Here is a 16,588-nt window from a genome sequence, read left to right as displayed (position 1 = left end):
TCGCGTTCCACGTCAGCCGCGGCCGAGCTTCCGGCGACGGAACACCAGGAAGCCGCCACCAGCGACCAGCGCCGCGGCCACACCGGACAGCAGACCCACCGGCGCCCCGTTGCCCGTCTCGGCGAGATCACCGTCGGCACCGCCCTGCGGCGACGCCGACGCCGACGCGCCCCCGCCGGCCGACGCACTCGGGGACGCCGAGGAGGTCGGGGACGCCGACGAGCTCGGCCCGGCCGACGGCGACTCGGACGCCGAGGACGAGGACGAGGGCGACGGCGACCCGGACGGCGTCGAACCGCCGGGCTCCTGCTCGTCCTCACAGTCCGTCCAGAACACCTTGTGCTTGGCGGCACCCTTCTCGCCGTCGAAGTTCCAGAACAGCTTGTAGTGCCCGTCGGGCAGCGACAGATCCTCCGTACGGCCATGGCCCTGGCCGTCCAGCGTGAGCGCGCCGGACTTCACCGTCTCCCCCTTGTTCTCGCTCGGGGGGATCGCGTTGATGTGCCAGTCGACCTCCTGGACGCCGTCAAAACCGAAGGCGTCCAGGTAGAACGTGCACACGTGAGGCTCGTTGCGGCGCAGTTCCTCGCCCGTCGAAGCGTCGTGGATCTTGACCGTGCCGTTGTCACCGGGAGGGGTCGCGTGGGCGGCCGGAGCGAGCAGGAGGACCGCGGAAGCGGCGGCGCAGACAGCGCCGGCGGGCATGAGGGTTCGCATCGAGAGGACGTCCATCTTCGTGAAGGGATCGGGAAGATGTGGAGGGGGCGGCTCAGCTTCCAGCCTCGCCCGAGGCCCCGTCAAGCACGAACGCGCAACGCTCGTCCCCTCCACAGAAGGGAAGAACGCCACAACACCTCAGACGGTCACTCAGGCGGTCATTCAGGCGGTCATTCAGGCGGTCATTCAGGCGGTCACTCAGGCAGTCACTCAGACGGCCACGAAAGCCGCCGTCAGCAACGCCACCCCCGACAACGCCATCACCCACGCCCCCCGCGTGCGCAGCAGACCGCCCGCCACCACCACCGACGCCAGCAACAGCGCACCACCCAGCGGAATCCACGCGTACAGCACCCCGGCCGGACCCGAACGCACCGCCTCATCGCTGCCCGGCTTCATGACCACCGTGTAGGTCTGGCCCTTGCGCACCGCGACCGACTTCTCCAGGACCACCCGCGACCGCGGCTGCGAACCCTCCGACAGCGGCGCGTACCGGCCCGTACACGTGTCCGGCCCGCACCGCGTCACATCGACCGTGCCGTGCTCCCGGCCCTTCGTCAGCATCACGTGCTGCGCCGTACCCCACGACGCCCACACACCCGCGATCAGGATCAGCACCGCCACCGTGCCCATCGCCGCGAACCGACCCAACCGCAGCACGGCATGGGCGCTCTGGTGAGTGGTGGCGGCGGCGGAGGCAGGCATGGCCGGGATCATTGGCCATACCCGCACGGCCGGTCAACTCCCGTGGGTGACAAGTCAGGAGTTGTACGTGCTTTGCGCCCGCTCCAGCCCCTCGATCACCAGACACTCCACCGCGTCCGCCGCCCGATCCACGAAGTAGTCCAGCTCCTTGCGCTCCGCCGACGAGAAATCCCGCAGCACGAAATCCGCCACCGGCATCCGCCCCGGCGGCCGGCCGATCCCGAACCGCACCCGGTGATAATCCGCCCCGAACGCCTTCGTCATCGACTTCAGCCCGTTGTGCCCGTTGTCCCCGCCACCCAGCTTCAGCCGCAATATCCCGTAATCGATGTCCAACTCGTCATGAATCGCCACCACATGGGCGACCGGCACCTTGTAGAAATCCCGCAGCGCGTTCACCGGCCCGCCCGACAGATTCATGTACGACATCGGCTTCGCCAGGATCACCCGCCGGCTCAACGGCCCCGGCGGCCCGATCCGGCCCTCGACGACCTGCGCCTGCGCCTTCCCGGCCCGCTTGAACCTCCCCCCGACCCGGTCCGCCAGCAGATCGGCCACCATGAAACCCACGTTGTGCCGGTTCCCCGCGTACTCCGGCCCCGGATTGCCCAGCCCCACGATCAGCCACGGAGCGGCCGCATCGGTCGTCACGTCCATGTCTCCTTCATACGCGTCGGCCGCTGCTCCGCACGGGAACAGCGGCCGACGAAACGACGACGAAGAGGATCAGGCCTCGGCGGCCTCGTCGCCCTCGGACTCCTCGCCCTCGGACTCCTCGGCCTGCGCGGCCAGGACCTGCAGGACGACCGTGTCCTCCTCGACGTCCAGCGTCGTGCCCTTCGGCAGCGGGATGTCCTTGGCGAGGATGGAGTCACCCGCCGTCAGACCCTCCACGGAGACCGTCACCGACTCCGGGATGTGGGTCGCCTCGGCCACCACCGGCAGCGCGTTCAGCACGTGCTCCAGCAGGTTGCCGCCCGGGGCCAGCTCACCCTCGGTGTGCACGTAGATCTCGACGTTGACCTGCTCGCCACGCTTCACCAGCTGCAGGTCCACGTGCTCCAGGAAACCCTTCAGCGGGTCACGCTGCACGGCCTTCGGAATCGCCAGCTCGTTCTGCTTGCCGTCGATGTCCAGCGCGATCAGCACGTTCGGCGTACGCAGCGCCATCAGCAGGTCATGACCCGGCAGGGTCAGGTGCAGCGGGTCCGAACCGTGCCCGTACAGAACACCCGGAACCTTGTCTTCACGACGGATACGGCGCGCGGCACCCTTGCCGAACTCGGTGCGCGTCGCGGCGGAGATCTTCACCTCGGACATACTCACTCCTCGAAGTCAGAAACGGACGTGGTCACCCGGCCACGAACGGCCTGCTACGAAGAGCGCGTCGATAACGGACCGCCGCACAAGCTTCCAGAAGAAGCGGTACGGCCTCCCTCGCCGAGCAACTTCAGCAGTCTACTCGGCGACGGAGGCCGCACCCAAAACGATCTACACAACCCCGGTCAAGAGGACCAGGGGTTCCTACTGCTCGTCGAACAGGCTCGTCACCGAACCGTCCTCGAACACCTCACGCACCGCACTCGCGATCGTCGGCGCGATCGACAGCACCGAGATCTTGTCCAGGTCCGCACTCAGCTCACCCGGCGTCGGCAGCGTGTTCGTGAACACGAACTCACTCACCCGCGAGTTCTTCAGCCGATCCGCCGCCGGACCCGACAGCACACCGTGCGTCGCCGTCACGATCACGTCCTCCGCGCCGTGCGCGAACAGCGCGTCCGCCGCGGCACAGATCGTCCCGCCCGTGTCGATCATGTCGTCCACCAGGACACACACGCGCCCCTTCACCTCACCCACGACCTCGTGGACGGTGACCTGGTTCGCGACATCCTTGTCCCGGCGCTTGTGCACGATCGCCAGCGGCGCGCCCAGCCGGTCGCACCAGCGGTCCGCGACCCGCACCCGGCCCGCGTCCGGAGACACGACCGTCAGCTTCGCCCGGTCCACCTTCCGGCCCACGTAGTCCGCCAGCAGCGGCAGCGCGAACAGATGGTCCACCGGACCGTCGAAGAAGCCCTGGATCTGGTCCGTGTGCAGATCCACGGTCAGCAGCCGGTCCGCACCCGCGGTCTTCATCATGTCCGCGATCAGACGCGCCGAAATCGGTTCACGTCCCCGGTGCTTCTTGTCCTGCCGCGCGTAACCGTAGAACGGCACGATGACGGTGATGGAGCGGGCCGACGCGCGCTTCAGCGCGTCGATCATGATCAACTGCTCCATGATCCACTTGTTGATCGGAGCCGTGTGGCTCTGGATCAGGAAGCAGTCGGCACCACGTGCCGACTCCTGATAACGCACATAGATCTCCCCGTTCGCGAAGTCGAAGGCCTTCGTCGGGACAACCCCGACACCCAACTGCTGGGCGACCTCCTCGGCAAGCTCGGGGTGGGCGCGGCCGGAGAAGAACATCAACTTCTTCTCGCCGGTCGTCTTGATCCCGGTCACAGCACTGTCTCCTCAGAGGTGTCGCAGCTGGGTGTCGAGAGACCTCTCAGCCGGCTTGCTAGAGGCCGTCTCCACTGGTGGGGGTGCGGGTATGCACTTATCACCGTACGCCGTGTTTGAGGCACCGGTTTCCGGTCAGCCCTCCTCGGCCGACCCCCGGGAAGCCGCCTCGGCCGCCTTCGCAGCCGCGCTCCCCGGACGCTTTCGAGCCACCCAACCCTCGATATTCCGCTGCTGACCACGGGCCACGGCCAGCGAACCGGGCGGCACATCCTTGGTGATCACGGACCCGGCGGCGGTGTACGCGCCGTCCCCGACCGTGACAGGCGCCACAAACATGTTGTCCGAGCCCGTACGGCAATGGGAACCGATGGTCGTGTGGTGCTTCTCCCGACCGTCGTAGTTCACGAACACGCTCGCGGCGCCGATGTTGGAGTACTCACCGATCGTCGCGTCACCGACATACGAGAGATGGGGCACCTTCGTCCCCTCCCCGATCGACGCGTTCTTCGTCTCGACGTACGTCCCGATCTTGCCCTTCGCACCCAGCCGCGTCCCCGGACGCAGATACGCGTACGGCCCGACGGACGCCCCGGGCCCTACCTCCGCACCCACGGCCACCGTGTTGTCGACGCGCGCACCGGCACCCACCCGGGTATCGGTCAGCCGGCAGTTGGGCCCGACCTCCGCACCCTCCCCGAGATGGGTCGCCCCGTGCAGCTGCGTGCCCGGGTGGACGACAGAGTCCTGCTCGAACGTGACGGTGACGTCGATCCAGGTGGTCGCCGGGTCGATCACCGTCACACCGGCCAGCATGGCCTCGGTGAGCAGCCGGTCGTTGAGAATGCGACGGGCCTCCGACAGCTGCACGCGGTTGTTGATGCCGGCGATCTCACGGTGGTCGCCCGCGACGGACGCCCCGACCCGGTGCCCGGCCTCACGCAGAATGCCGAGGACATCGGTCAGGTACTCCTCGCCCTGGCTGTTGTCCGTCCGCACCTTCTTCAGCGCCTCGGCGAGCAACTGCCCGTCGAACGCGAACACCCCCGAGTTGATCTCCCGGATCGACCGCTGGGCGTCGGTGGCGTCCTTGTGCTCCACGATCGCCGTCACGGCACCCGAGTCGTCCCGCACGATCCGGCCGTAGCCGGTCGCGTCCGGCACCTCGGCGGTCAGCACGGTGACCGCGTTGCCGTCTGCCGTGTGGGTCGCGGACAGGGCCCGCAGCGTCTCGCCGGTCAGCAGGGGGGTGTCCCCGCACACGACGACGACCGTCCCGTCGACGGACCCGCCGAGCGCCTCCAGCCCCATCCGCACGGCGTGCCCCGTGCCGTTCTGCTCCGCCTGAACCGCCGTGCGGACGTCCGGGGCGATCTCGCCGAGGTGGGCGGTGACCTTCTCCCGGGCGTGGCCGACCACGACGACCAGGTTCTCGGGCTGCAGCTCGCCCGCGGCGGCGAGCACGTGTCCCACGAGACTGCGGCCGCAGAGCTCGTGCAGGACCTTGGGTGTGGCCGACTTCATACGGGTGCCCTCACCCGCTGCGAGAACGACGACGGCTGCCGGGCGGTTGGCGCTCACGGGATGCCCTTCGGCTGTGGATGGGGTGGGGTGACATCCGCAGGATACCGGGGGGTTTTGTGGGGGGTGGGGGTGTGGGGCCTGACCGGGGGGTCATCGGTCAGGACCCGAACCGAGGCTGTGTCTTCTGTGGGCTCCCGGAGAAGGATTCGAACCCTCATTCAACGGACCAAAACCGTTTGTCCTACCCTTAGACGATCCGGGATAAAGTGCGCGCTATGTCCGGTTTGGGTGATCGGCATTGCGCGCGGACTCCACTATGCCGTACCAGGACCCCTCGATGCGACGGTACAGATCGGCACCCTTCAGGACTTTGATGACAAGGCAACCCCGATAGGAATCGCCGACGTTCTTGCGGCGCGTCTTCGGGTTGTGCTTCTTCAGTGTCGTCTTGTTGAAGGCGGAGCGACCGGCGCCGACGACGCCTGCCCAGTACCTCTCGGCGCCCGCCACGTCGGCCGACTCGTGGATCATCACGGTGAACCTGAGGCGCTCACGTTCCACTCCCAGCAGGTCGAGCCAGGCCAGGAACACCCAGATCATGCCGGGGTCGCTATTGACGAAGCAGACGTTCTCGCGGCGGTCGTAGGGCTTGTCCTTGCCTCCCTCGGCCCAGTAGAGGCCGACTCCCAGCAGGAACAGCTCTCGGGGCGACAGATCGCCGACCGCCTGCTTGGCAGCCTCCTTGGTGCGCTGCCGTTCCTCGTCACGCAGGCGCATGGTGGCTTCCCAGCCCCGCCTCGCGATCGCCGACGCCTCCTCGGGGGTTCGCTTGCGCTCGGGCGTCGGCAGATCCCGTACCCACAGCGAGATCGAACTCTTCGAGCACCCCAGCTCCACCTGGATCTGGTCGTACGTCCAGCCCTGGAGTCGGAGCTCCCGGGCCCTCTCGCGGAGGTCGTCCTTCGCGTTCGGGCGCTTGGTCCATTCCGGCGGCGGCTCGCCTTCCAGCAGGCGGTTGAGGATGTCGTTGTTGTCGACGTGTAGTCGGTCGCGGATCTGGCGCCGGCTCAGCCCTGCGCGTCGCAGCGCCACTGCCCGTTCCCGCAGTCCCTCGAAGTCGGCGTATTTGCCGGTGGCATGTGTCATACGCATACCGTCCGGGCGGAATGGAGGGTTCCGGGGTCGAACGGTGAGCGATTCAGCAGTTCGAGGGATATCGGGCCGTATCGCAGCCGAACGGTCACGGAGTGTGGTGTGGGCCAGTGCGGGAAACTCGCCGGAAAACCGGCGCGGGCCGCCCGTAGGCTGGGAGGCATGACCGCGACGGGGGAAGACCATGTGACGGCCCGGGGAGGGCCGTGGTGGTGGGCCAGGCGGCGTAGTGCCGTGTTCGATGTGAGCCTGGCCGTGGTGTCCGCGCTGGAGTGCGGGCTGGAGGGGGTCCCGTTCGCCAGGGACGCCGGGATTCCGGCGCCGGCGGGGGTCCTGTTCGGGCTGGTGGCCGGTTCCGTGCTGCTGGTGCGGCGGCGGTGGCCGATCGCCGTCGTGCTGGTCTCGATCGCCATCACGCCGGCCGAGATGGGTTTCCTGATGGGCGTGGTCGGCCTGTACACGCTGGCCGCGGCCGAGATGCCCCGGCGGATCCTCGCCTCGCTGGCGGGGATGTCGCTGGTGGGGACGTTGATCGTGACGTTCGTGAAGACGCGGCAGGACGTGTCGCGGGGGGATTTGGACCTGGGGGACTGGTTCGTTCCCTTCGCCGCCGTCACGATGTCGCTGGGCTTCACGGCGCCCCCGGTGCTGCTGGGTCTGTACGTGGGGGCGCGGCGGCGGCTGATGGAGAGCCTGCGGGAGCGGGCGGACAGTCTGGAGCGGGAGCTTCAGCTGCTCGCGGAGCGTGCGGAGGAGCGGGCCGAGTGGGCCCGGAACGAGGAGCGGACGCGGATCGCCCGGGAGATGCACGATGTGGTCGCGCACCGGGTGAGCCTGATGGTCGTGCATGCGGCCGCGCTGCAGGCGGTGGCGCGGAAGGATCCCGAGAAGGCGGTCAAGAACGCCGCGCTGGTGGGGGACATGGGGCGGCAGGCGCTGACCGAGTTGCGGGAGATGCTGGGGGTGCTGCGCAGTGGCGGGGAGCCGCGGCGTGAGCGTGCTGCCTCGGTGCCGCTGGCGGCGGTGGGGGTGGCTGCCGCGGCGGCGGCTTCGCGGGCGGCCGATGACGAGGGGCCGTGTCTGGCGGAGATCGAGGAGCTGGTGGGGCAGTCGGCCGCGGCGGGGATGGTGGTCGATCTGACGGTGGAGGGGGATGCGCGGTCGTATGCGCCGGAGGTGGAGCAGACGGCGTACCGGGTGGTGCAGGAGGCGTTGACGAACGTCCACAAGCACGCGGCCGGGGCGAAGACGTATGTGCGGCTGGCGCATCGGGTGTCGGAGATCGCGATGCAGGTGGAGAACGAGCCGCCCGAGGCGGCGGCGTCGTCGGCGCGGTTGCCGTCCGGGGGGAACGGGCTGGTGGGGATGAAGGAGCGGGTTGCCGCGCTGGGCGGGGTGTTCGTGTCGGGGCCGACGGACGCGGGGGGTTTTCGGGTGTCGGCGGTGATTCCGGCGTCGTAGCCGGGCAGGGGCGTCAGCCTGTGGTCAGGCGTGTGGGTTCCGTGCCGGCGATGAGGGTGGACAGGGCCTGGTCGATGTCGGGGCCGAGGTACCAGTCGCCGGTGTGGTCGAGGGTGTAGACGCGGCCTTCGGTGTCGATGGCGAGGAGGGCCTGGCTGTCGGTTTCGGCGCCGAGGGGGCAGACCTCGGTGCCGAGGGCGCGGCCGAGGTCGCCGAGGGTGCGGGCCATGTGGAGGCCGTGCAGCGGGTCGAGGTGGAGGGTGGCGGGGGCGACCTGGCGGCCGGGGCCGGTGGGGGTGATGTGGAGTCCGCCGAACTCGGCCCAGGCTTCGACGGCCGCGGGGAAGACGGTGTGGCGGTGGCCGGCGGGTGAGACGTGGTCGCGCAGGGCGTCCGCCCAGATCTCGGCCTGTTTGATGTCCCAGCGTCCGGGTTGCCAGCCGGCGGCGCGCAGGGCGGCGTCGACTTGTACGGCGAAGCGGGTGGTGGACGTGCGGTCGGTGTGCATCTGCCCTTCGTCTCGTCGAGGTCATGGGGGGCGTGGCGCAGTGGTGCCGGTGGTGTTTTCCGGTGTGCGTGAGGGGCGTGTCAGCCGGTGGTGGCCGCCGGGTCGACTATGCGGACACCGAAGTGGGCGCTGAGCGCGGTGCAGGCGCGGCAGGGGGCGGCGAAGCTGCCGTGGAGGGGGTCGCCGTCCTCGCGGATGCGGCGGGCGGTGAGTTTGGCCTGCTTGAGGGCTTTGCGGGCCTCGCCGTTGGTCATGGGTTTGCGGGCGGCGCGTTTGCTGCGGGCGGCGTCGGCGGCGGTGATGTGCCGGGAGATGAGGATGGTCTCGGCGCAGCGGCCGGTGAAGCGGTCGCGTTGGGTGCTGGTGAGGGTGTCCAGGAAGTCCTGGACGAGGGGGTGGAGGGCCGGGGGTGTGTCGCCGCGGGCGGCGGTGCCGGTGAGGGTGGTGCCGCGGACGGAGAGGGCGGCGGCGATGGTGGGGAGGATGCCGTCGCGGCGGTGGTGGAGGACGGGGGCGTGGGCCGCTTCGGTGGCGCTCCAGCCGATGCGGGGGTCGCCGCCTCGCGGGTCGGCGGACCTGCCGGTGTGTGGTCCCGTCTGTGTCGCGTTCATGATCGCCTTCCCCTCCGTGCATCCCCCCGGGGGTCACAGACTGCCAAATGGCGTGGCTGGTGCGGAAGCTGGGGCGCGGTGACACGCCCGTACCGGGGCGTGCCGTCACGGTGGGGTGACGGCTGGTCACGGAGGCGGAGGGGGTGGCGGACCGGTGCCGGTGACCGGTGTCGTCGTACCGCATAGGCTGTCGGCACCGCGGGCGATGCGGTGATCCGTTCGGAGATCGATGTGGTGAACCGGAGGGTGATCCGTGAGGTGGGCGCGTGCGGTGACGTGCACCGAGGTGCACGGCAGTTGAGACAGAAGACGTGACAGTCGATACGGGTCGTAGTGCGCCGAAGGTGGTGAATACGGGCCGTACAGAGTGCCGCAGGGGGCAACCGCCATGACGACAGGTCGGCTCGGGCAGCAAGCCGCGCCGCCGAACGCGGCCTACGCCGGGCAGGTCGTGCATTTCCCGGATCCGGTCCGGGCGGCGCGTCACCCGAGAGGGGTACGGGTCGACGAGGGTGGTTACCCCGACTTCTCGCCCTACGCGCGTGCGGCCGCGGAGATCGCGGAGCCGCCGGAGGGTTTCGGCGTCGACGAGTTGCGGCTGACGGACTACGTGTCGGCGAACATGGCGCTGGCGTCGTCCGGGCACGAGCTGTGGGACACGGTGCCGGCGGTGGCGACGCCGCACGGCTGGACGTGGCACCACGCGGTGGGCACGCGGCGGCTGGAGCTGGTCCCGGTCGAGGTGAAGGCGTTGCTGCGGCACCACGGCGGCGTGGCGACGTCGGGTGTCGACCAGTCCAAGCGGGGCACGCGGCCGTTGCAGGAGACGCGTCCGGCGCATTTCGGGCTGCCGAAGTCGGGCGTGGCGGTGACGGAGGCGCAGGTGCAGGGGGCCGAGGAGGACCTGGGCTACCGGCTGCCGGGCCCGTACCGGTCGTTCCTGAAGGCGGCGGGGGGTTGTGCGCCGGTGGGTGCCGCGCTGGACGCGGAGCTGGGGCTGCTGATCGACCAGCCGTTCTTCACGGTGCGGGACGAGGCGGCCGTGAACGACCTGGTGTACGTCAACAAGTGTCTGCGTGACCATCTGACCAAGGACTACCTGTGTGTCGGGTTCGTCCAGGGCGGGCTGCTGGCCGTGAAGGTGAAGGGCGAGCGGATCGGTTCGGTGTGGTTCTGCGCGTACGACGACGCCCGGGACGTGGATCCCGCGCTGCCGCCGGCGGAGCGGGTGGAGCGGCTGCTGCTGCCGTGCGGGGACGACTTCGACGTCTTCCTGTCGCGGCTGGCCGGTAATCCGCCGGAGTTGGAGACGGTGGCGAATCTGATGGTGGACGGCGGGTTCGCGCGTGTGGTGCCGGTGGGTGCGGTGTCGTCCTCGGCCGTGGGGGAGTGACTTCAGCGATGGTGACGTTCGCGCAGGCGCAGGAGCGCGCGGAAGAGTGGATCAACGGGGACGTGCCGTCGTACCAGCATCGTGAGGTGCGGGTGCGGGAGTTCGACCTCGGGTTCGTGGTGTGGGCCGAGGACCGGGCGGACGGGCCGCGTTCCGACGGTGGCGCGCAGCGGCTGGTGATCGCGCGGGACAGTGGGGAGGCGACGCTGTGGCCCGGGCTGCCGGTGGGTGAGGTGATCCGCCGGTACGAGGAGGAGTACGGCCGTCGGGACACGGCGGAGGAGCCGGCGCCGGCTCCCGCGGCCCGGGTGGATCTGAACCAGACGTCCTTCCTGCTGACTCCGCCGGAGTGGTTGCAGGACGCGGCGGACAAGCTGGGGATTCCGGATCGGCGGGGGGCGGGTACGCAGGCGGGTGCCGCGTCGGCTTCTGCATCTTCTGTTTCTGCTGGTGATTCCGCTTCCGGTGCCTCGTGGCCTGCTGCCGTGGGGAGCGACCCGGGGAGTGACCCCGGGGCGGGGGCGCCGGGTGCGCCGGCCGGGGCTACGCCCTGGGCCGGTACGGACACCAACGGCGATGCCGGTGACGACCGTTCCGTACCGCTGCCCGCGACGGTCTTCGCGCCGCCGCTGAGCGAGACCGACGGTGAGACGCCGCCGCCGGCGACGCCCGACGCCAAGACGGCGCTGATGTCGGGCGGCAGCCAGCTTCCGCCGACGGCGGTCTCACCGGCGATCGACGATCATGCCGGTCCCGCCGGTCCCGCCGGTCCTTCCGGTGTGCCGCAGCCGCCGGCCGGGCCGGGTGCGCCGGCGCGGCCGCTCGCGCCGAACGCCGGGGACATCGCCGACGCCGCGACCAGCAAGGCGACTCCGCCGCCGGGGCGTGGCCGGGGTACGGGTCCGGCGACGCCGCCTCCGCCGGGCGCTCCCGGGACGCCGGGTGCGCGGCCTGGCAGTACGCCTCCGCCGTCGGGGCCCGGGGCGCCGGGTACGCCCGCGGGTGGTTACGTGCCTACGCAGCTCGTGTCGGCGCTTGGGCCGGAGGGGCCCGGGGGGCCTGCGGGGCCTGGGGGGCCGGGCAGCGAGGGCGCCGGTGCGCCGCTGCCGCCCCAGCAGCCGCCGGGTCCTCCCGGTGCGCCGAACCAGCCCGGTGCGCCGCAGCCTCCGGGTGCTCCGAACCCGCCCGGCGCTCCCGGTGGTACGCCTCCGGGTGGTGTCCACCATGCCGCGACGATGCTGGCCGACCCCGGTCGCGGCGCCCCGGGTGCGCCGCAGCCTCCCGGGCCTCCGGCTCCTCCGGGCGTGCCCGGTGCGCCTGGTGCGCCCGGCAGGCCTGGTGGGCCTGGAACCCCCCAGCCTCCTGGTGCCCCGGGTGCGCCCGGCGGCCCGGGTCCCGTGCACCACGCGGAGACCATGCTGGCCACGCCTCCGGCGGGCGGCCCTGGCGTGCCCCCGCCGCCGCAGGCCCCCGGCACACCACCGGCCGCCCCGGGTGCGCCGGGCGCTCCTGGCGTACCCGGGGCGCCGCCGATGCCGCCGCCCGGTGGGATGCCGCAGGGCGGGATGCCGCCCGGCCCGATGCCCCCGGGCGGGATGCCGCCCGGCCCGATGCCCCCGGGTGGGATGCCGCCCGGCGCGATGCCGCCGCCCGGTCAGCCGGCCCCCGGGCAGCCTCCGGCGTACGGCTATCCGCCCGCGCCCACCGGGCAGCCGACGGTCGGGCCCGGCTACCAGGCCGTGCTGCGCTACCGCGCGCAGGACGGGTCCGAGCAGCAGCTGATCCGGCGTTCGGCGCCGGGTACGCCGCACCCGGAGTGGCAGATCTTCCACGAACTGCGGGCCATGAACGTGCCGCCGGACCAGGTGCTGGAGCTGCACACCGAGCTGGAGTCGTGCGAGCTGCCGGGTGCGTACTGCGCGCGGATGATCCGGGAGCAGTGGCCGCAGGCGCGCATCACAAACATCGCGCCGTACGGTACGGACCACGCGAGCCGGCAGCAGGGCATGCAGCAACTGCTGGCTCACCAGGGCGAGTTGCACCAGGTGGCGGACGGCCCGGCGCGTCCGGCCCCGGTGCGGGCGCCGTTGCCGCCGGTGCAGGCGGTGCCGCCGGTTCCGCCGGAGGCCATCGCGCAGGAGCTGGGTGCCGCGTTCGGGCCGGGGGTGTTCCGGTTCGAGCAGGCCGCCGTGTCCCGGCAGGGTGTGCCGCCGGTCGTGGCGCACACGCTGGTGGCGGCGGGCCTGCCGATGGACATGGGCCCCTTCTTCTGGGCGCAGGCGCAGCCGGGCCGGCCGGTGCCGACGCTGGCGGAGCTGGCGGCCGAGCGCGGTGTGCAGCCGGCTCCGGACGCGGGTTCCTACCTGGTGATGGGCAGCGACTTCGGCAAGGCGATCTGCGTGCAGTACGGCACGGCGAACATCGTCGCCGTGCCGGTGGAGGCGGGGCCGGGCGGGGCGCCCGTACCGCCGCAGTTCGTGAACACCGGGCTGCCGGAGTTCGCGCGCTGTCTGGCGCTGCTCGGGCGGATGTGGCGGCTGCGGTTCGGGCTGAACCAGGAGCAGGCGGGCCGCTGGACCGTCGACTTCCAGGCCCAGTTGGCCGCGCTCGACCCGGCGGCGCTCGGGTCGCCGGAGAGCTGGTGGTCGGTGCTGCTGGAGCAGATGTGGGACGGGCTGCTGTGACGCGTCGGCGCTGAGGCGTTCTCGAGTGACCCCGGTGCGGAGTGTCGCGTGAGGGACACTTCCGTCTGATCCGCCAAGATGTGCGCGAAATCATCCCGTTTCGTGCTCGATCGCGCCTCGGCGTGGTGGAGAGGGGCCCCAGCATGAGCAGCGCATCGGCGTCCCCGCACGGCTTCCTTGCCGTGCGGGGACGCGGTTACCGTCCCGAGCAGGTCGACGAGTACGCCGAGGCCCTCTCCGACGACCGTGACGCGGCCTGGGAGAGGGCCGCCCGGCTGACGGTGCTGGCCCGGCAGATGGACGCGGAGCTGGAGCGGCTGCGGGAGGCCGTCGCGGGGCTGGTCCCGCAGACCTACGAGTCGCTCGGGGAGCGGGCGCGGCGGCTCTTCGAACTCGGCCGGGAGGAAGCGGCGGCCGTGCGGGAGGGGGCGCGGCGGGAGGCGCGGCACCTTGTGGACGGGGCGTGCGCGTCCGCGGTCGGCGTGCGCGAGTCCGCGCAGACGTACGCCGATGCCGTACGCGCCGACGCCGACGAACGCGCCCGGCAGCGGCTGCTCGCGGCGCACGCCGAGGCGGACGAGATCCGGGCCGCGGCGGGCCGTGAGGCGGACGAGCAGCGGGGCGAGGCGCAGGCAGCGTTGCGGGAGATGCGGCAGCGCACCTCCGGGATGCTGGCCGATCAGGCCAAGGAACACGCCGAGCGGTGGGCGGAGTGGGACGAGGAGGAGGCCGCCCGGGCAACCGCGCTGGACGCCCGCCACGCGGAAGCGGTGACGCGCGCCGAGGGGGCGCTGACCGAGGCCGAGCAGGCCTTCGCCGACGCCGAGGACTCCGCCCGGGACCAGCAGGACGAGGCGGCCGCGCGCGCCGCGGAGCTGCTCGCCGAGGCCCGCGGCCACGCGGAGTCCGTCGAGCAGGAGACGCGACGAGTGCTGCGCGAGCACGCCGAGCGCGGGGACGACGCACGGGCACACATCGACCGCGTACACACCAGCCTGACGGCGTGGGCGGGCAGGGCGGAGGCGGAGTAAGTGGCCACCGGCCGGCCGGCGCGTGTTGCCGAGGCTGTCGTCTGCCGTCCGTTGGCCGTCGCTTCTGCGTGGCGCGGCGGGGCGTCGTCGAGCACCGGCCGGCGGCTGCGGGTTGGTGTCGCCGCGAGCACCGGCCGGCCGGCGCCCGTCGCCGACACTGCCGCCTGCCGCCCTGCCCTCCGGGTCAGCGGTCCCTGCGGGCCGCGCCTGCCAGGATCCAGGCCTCCACCGCCTCGTACTCGTGGCGTTGTTCCTCCGAATTGCGGCGGCCGGAGGCCAGTGTGCCCAGCCAGCCGCAGGCGAAGCCCAGGGGGATGGAGAGCAGTCCCGTGGTGGTGAATGGGAACCAGTTGAAGTCGGCGTCGGGGAAGGCGGAGACGGGCGAGCCGGAGACCAGGTTGGTGCCCGGCATCAGCAGCAGGACCGCCAGCGAGCCGCCGATGAGGGTGCTCAGCAGGCCCGTTCGCGTGAAGCGGCGCCAGAAGAGGCTGTAGACCAGGGCGGGCGCGATGGCCGAGGCGCCCAGGCAGAACGACAGCGTCACCAGGGGTTGCAGGCTGCGGTGCTGGACGAGCGTGGCCAGGAGGATCGCCGGGATGCCCACGGCCAGTGCGGAGAGGCGGGCCAGCGTCATCTCGCGGCGGGGCGACATCTCCCGCACCCGGGCCGCGAACACGTCGTGCGCGAGGGAGTTGGCGCAGGCGAGGATCATCCCGGCGACCGAGGCGAGCAGCGTGAGGAAGACCGCCGTGGTGACGGTCGTGAACAGGAACGTCTCCGCCGATGACACGTCCGCGCCGAACGCCGCCTGCGAGCCCAGCAGATACGCCGTGTTGCCCTGCGGGTCGACCTGCGCGATCACCGCCCGGCCGACCAGCGCGGTCGCGCCGAAGCCGACGACCGTGATGATCAGCACGAACAGGGCCACGCCCGACACCGCCCAGGACATCGAACGCCGCACCTGCCGGGCGCTGGAGGCGGTGTACATGCGCATGGTGACGTGCGGCAGTACGCCGCCCCCGAGGACGACCGTCAGCTGCGCGGTGATCATGTCCAGGTCGGGGCTGGGGCCGCCCGCGAACTGCAGGCCCGAGGAGAGGAACGCCGAGCCCACGCCGCTGTGCGCGGCGGCCGCGTCGAACAGGGCCCCCGGGTCCCAGCCGAACCGGTTGAGGATCAGCACGGCGACCACCATGCCGGAGCCGAGCAGCATCACGATCTTCAGGATCTGGATGAGGGCGGTGCCCTTCATCCCGCCGATCGCCGCGTAACTGATCATCAGCGCGCCCACGCCGATGATGCAGCCCGTCTGCAGCGACTCGCCGGAGAAGCCGAGGACGAACGCCATCAGCTGCCCGGTCCCCGCCAACTGCACCACCATCAGCGGCAGCAGCGCCGCCAGGGTCACCGCGCAGGCCGCGATCCGGACGCCTCGTCCCGGCATGCGGCGGGTCAGCGCGTCGCCCATGGTGAACCGGCCCGCGTTGCGCAGCGGTTCGGCCAGCAGGAACATCAGCAGCATCAGGGACAGTGCCGTACTGAGGGCCAGTACGGTCCCGTCGTAGCCGAACAGGGCGATCACGCCGCCCGTGCCGAGGACGGTCGCGGCGGAGATGTAGTCGCCGGCGATCGCCAGGCCGTTGCGCATGGGGGACAGGGAGCTGTAGCCGGTGTAGAACTCGTCGAGGTCGTCCCGGTCCGGGCCCGTCATCACGCACAGCAGGAGCGTGATCGTGGCCACCGCCGTGAAGCCCACGAGCGACATCGACTGGGCGTTTCCGCTGAACTCGGTGGTCACCGGCTTCCCTCCCGCCTGGCGTCCAGTTCGGCCTGCTTGCGTATCCGGTCCGCGATCGGGTCGACGCGGCGGCGGGCCGTCTGCTCGTACAGGGCGATCGCCAGCCAGGTCACGGGGACCTGGACGAGCGCGAGCAGCAGACCGGTGGGCAGGCCGTCGGTGACGGTGCTCGTCATGAACGACGGGGCGAACGCCGACAGGATCAGGAACAGGACGAAGTAGCCGAGAGCGGTGAGCGTGGCAACGCGCCGCTGCCGGCGGTAGGCGCCGCGCAGCACGCGCAGGTCGCTGTGGTGTCCGAGCGCGGTGTGGCGCTGGGGACGCCTGCCGGCCGGTTCGGGCTCCTGCTGTGGCACCCAGGGATAGCTGTCGTAGGAGGGCATGGAATCCGGCGGTCGGTAGGGGTAGGACGGTGGCGGCGGGTCGTAGGACATCCCGGTGCTCCTTGCGCGGGTCGGATCCGGTGCGGCGGACCGCAGGGAGGTGGGGGCGGGCGGCC

Annotated in this window: 15 protein-coding genes and 1 tRNA gene; 4 read left to right on the top strand and 12 right to left on the bottom strand. The window is 71.3% G+C overall.

What is annotated here, in order from left to right:
- Nucleotides 1-12: 12 nt before the first annotated feature.
- The 8 genes from QF034_RS16300 to QF034_RS16265 all read right to left on the bottom strand — a co-directional run bounded on the left by QF034_RS16300 (nt 13) and on the right by QF034_RS16265 (nt 6,597).
- Nucleotides 13-717, bottom strand: coding sequence for an LAVTG motif-containing sortase-dependent surface protein (locus QF034_RS16300; RefSeq protein WP_307175654.1), 705 nt, complete (start codon nt 715-717; stop codon nt 13-15).
- Between the two features lie 210 nt (nt 718-927).
- Nucleotides 928-1,434: a hypothetical protein gene (locus QF034_RS16295; RefSeq protein WP_370880947.1), complete on the bottom strand. Its 507-nt coding sequence runs from the start codon at nt 1,432-1,434 to the stop codon at nt 928-930.
- 42 nt (nt 1,435-1,476) lie between these two features.
- Complete coding sequence (gene pth, locus QF034_RS16290) at nt 1,477-2,079, bottom strand: aminoacyl-tRNA hydrolase (RefSeq protein ID WP_307175651.1); 603 nt, start codon at nt 2,077-2,079, stop codon at nt 1,477-1,479.
- Nucleotides 2,080-2,148: 69 nt separating this feature from the next.
- The gene (locus QF034_RS16285) at nt 2,149-2,742 is read right to left on the bottom strand and encodes a 50S ribosomal protein L25/general stress protein Ctc (RefSeq protein ID WP_307175650.1); all 594 of its coding nucleotides are present in this window, start codon (nt 2,740-2,742) and stop codon (nt 2,149-2,151) included.
- A 204-nt stretch (nt 2,743-2,946) separates the two neighbouring features.
- Complete coding sequence (locus QF034_RS16280) at nt 2,947-3,927, bottom strand: ribose-phosphate diphosphokinase (protein ID WP_307175649.1); 981 nt, start codon at nt 3,925-3,927, stop codon at nt 2,947-2,949.
- A gap of 135 nt (nt 3,928-4,062) precedes the next feature.
- Complete coding sequence (gene glmU, locus QF034_RS16275) at nt 4,063-5,508, bottom strand: bifunctional UDP-N-acetylglucosamine diphosphorylase/glucosamine-1-phosphate N-acetyltransferase GlmU (protein ID WP_307175648.1); 1,446 nt, start codon at nt 5,506-5,508, stop codon at nt 4,063-4,065.
- 134 nt (nt 5,509-5,642) lie between these two features.
- Nucleotides 5,643-5,713: transfer RNA gene (locus QF034_RS16270), tRNA-Gln, on the bottom strand.
- A gap of 11 nt (nt 5,714-5,724) precedes the next feature.
- Complete coding sequence (locus tag QF034_RS16265; protein WP_307175647.1) at nt 5,725-6,597, bottom strand: hypothetical protein; 873 nt, start codon at nt 6,595-6,597, stop codon at nt 5,725-5,727.
- A 168-nt stretch (nt 6,598-6,765) separates the two neighbouring features.
- Here QF034_RS16265 and QF034_RS16260 point away from each other — a divergent pair, with 168 nt between their 5' ends.
- Nucleotides 6,766-8,064 (top strand): sensor histidine kinase, encoded by a 1,299-nt coding sequence (locus QF034_RS16260; protein ID WP_307175646.1) that lies wholly within the window; start codon nt 6,766-6,768, stop codon nt 8,062-8,064.
- Nucleotides 8,065-8,077: 13 nt separating this feature from the next.
- Here QF034_RS16260 and QF034_RS16255 read toward each other — a convergent pair whose 3' ends face one another.
- Nucleotides 8,078-8,572, bottom strand: a complete 495-nt coding sequence (locus QF034_RS16255; RefSeq protein WP_307175645.1) for an SUKH-3 domain-containing protein — start codon at nt 8,570-8,572, stop codon at nt 8,078-8,080.
- Nucleotides 8,573-8,652: 80 nt separating this feature from the next.
- Nucleotides 8,653-9,183, bottom strand: a complete 531-nt coding sequence (locus QF034_RS16250) for a YwqJ-related putative deaminase (protein ID WP_307175644.1) — start codon at nt 9,181-9,183, stop codon at nt 8,653-8,655.
- A gap of 388 nt (nt 9,184-9,571) precedes the next feature.
- Here QF034_RS16250 and QF034_RS16245 point away from each other — a divergent pair, with 388 nt between their 5' ends.
- The 3 genes from QF034_RS16245 (at nt 9,572) to QF034_RS16235 (ending at nt 14,291) form a co-directional block, all read left to right on the top strand.
- Complete coding sequence (locus QF034_RS16245; RefSeq protein WP_086565835.1) at nt 9,572-10,576, top strand: SMI1/KNR4 family protein; 1,005 nt, start codon at nt 9,572-9,574, stop codon at nt 10,574-10,576.
- 8 nt (nt 10,577-10,584) lie between these two features.
- On the top strand, nt 10,585-13,260 hold the full coding sequence (locus QF034_RS16240) for an SUKH-4 family immunity protein (protein ID WP_307175643.1): 2,676 nt from the start codon (nt 10,585-10,587) through the stop codon (nt 13,258-13,260).
- Nucleotides 13,261-13,403: 143 nt separating this feature from the next.
- On the top strand, nt 13,404-14,291 hold the full coding sequence (locus tag QF034_RS16235) for a cellulose-binding protein (protein WP_307175642.1): 888 nt from the start codon (nt 13,404-13,406) through the stop codon (nt 14,289-14,291).
- 184 nt (nt 14,292-14,475) lie between these two features.
- On the opposite strand, the gene QF034_RS16230 is transcribed toward QF034_RS16235, so the two are convergent.
- A complete protein-coding gene (locus tag QF034_RS16230) occupies nt 14,476-16,089 on the bottom strand; it encodes a sodium/solute symporter (RefSeq protein ID WP_307175641.1) in 1,614 nt (537 codons plus the stop codon).
- Nucleotides 16,086-16,523 carry a DUF485 domain-containing protein gene (locus QF034_RS16225; protein WP_307175640.1) on the bottom strand — a complete coding sequence of 146 codons (438 nt, stop codon included), beginning with the start codon at nt 16,521-16,523 and terminating at the stop codon, nt 16,086-16,088. Before QF034_RS16225 ends, QF034_RS16230 begins: the two co-directional genes overlap by 4 nt.
- Between the last annotated feature and the right edge of the window lie 65 nt (nt 16,524-16,588).

This window comes from Streptomyces africanus, from assembly GCF_030816955.1.
GTDB lineage: Bacteria > Actinomycetota > Actinomycetes > Streptomycetales > Streptomycetaceae > Streptomyces > Streptomyces africanus.
Note: the sequence above shows the minus strand (reverse complement) of the source record. Positions and strands in the feature narration are given on the sequence as shown.

What these genes read in the sequence shown, in the direction of transcription:
- QF034_RS16235 (WP_307175642.1), top strand. Translation starts at nt 13,404, where the DNA reads ATGAGCAGCGCATCGGCGTCCCCGCACGGCTTCCTTGCCGTGCGGGGA.
- QF034_RS16240 (WP_307175643.1), top strand. Translation starts at nt 10,585, where the DNA reads ATGGTGACGTTCGCGCAGGCGCAGGAGCGCGCGGAAGAGTGGATCAAC.
- QF034_RS16250 (WP_307175644.1), bottom strand. Translation starts at nt 9,183, where the DNA reads ATGAACGCGACACAGACGGGACCACACACCGGCAGGTCCGCCGACCCG.
- QF034_RS16295 (WP_370880947.1), bottom strand. Translation starts at nt 1,434, where the DNA reads ATGATCCCGGCCATGCCTGCCTCCGCCGCCGCCACCACTCACCAGAGC.
- pth (WP_307175651.1), bottom strand. Translation starts at nt 2,079, where the DNA reads ATGGACGTGACGACCGATGCGGCCGCTCCGTGGCTGATCGTGGGGCTG.
- QF034_RS16255 (WP_307175645.1), bottom strand. Translation starts at nt 8,572, where the DNA reads ATGCACACCGACCGCACGTCCACCACCCGCTTCGCCGTACAAGTCGAC.
- QF034_RS16245 (WP_086565835.1), top strand. Translation starts at nt 9,572, where the DNA reads ATGACGACAGGTCGGCTCGGGCAGCAAGCCGCGCCGCCGAACGCGGCC.
- QF034_RS16285 (WP_307175650.1), bottom strand. Translation starts at nt 2,742, where the DNA reads ATGTCCGAGGTGAAGATCTCCGCCGCGACGCGCACCGAGTTCGGCAAG.
- QF034_RS16260 (WP_307175646.1), top strand. Translation starts at nt 6,766, where the DNA reads ATGACCGCGACGGGGGAAGACCATGTGACGGCCCGGGGAGGGCCGTGG.
- QF034_RS16225 (WP_307175640.1), bottom strand. Translation starts at nt 16,523, where the DNA reads ATGTCCTACGACCCGCCGCCACCGTCCTACCCCTACCGACCGCCGGAT.
- QF034_RS16265 (WP_307175647.1), bottom strand. Translation starts at nt 6,597, where the DNA reads ATGACACATGCCACCGGCAAATACGCCGACTTCGAGGGACTGCGGGAA.
- QF034_RS16300 (WP_307175654.1), bottom strand. Translation starts at nt 717, where the DNA reads ATGCGAACCCTCATGCCCGCCGGCGCTGTCTGCGCCGCCGCTTCCGCG.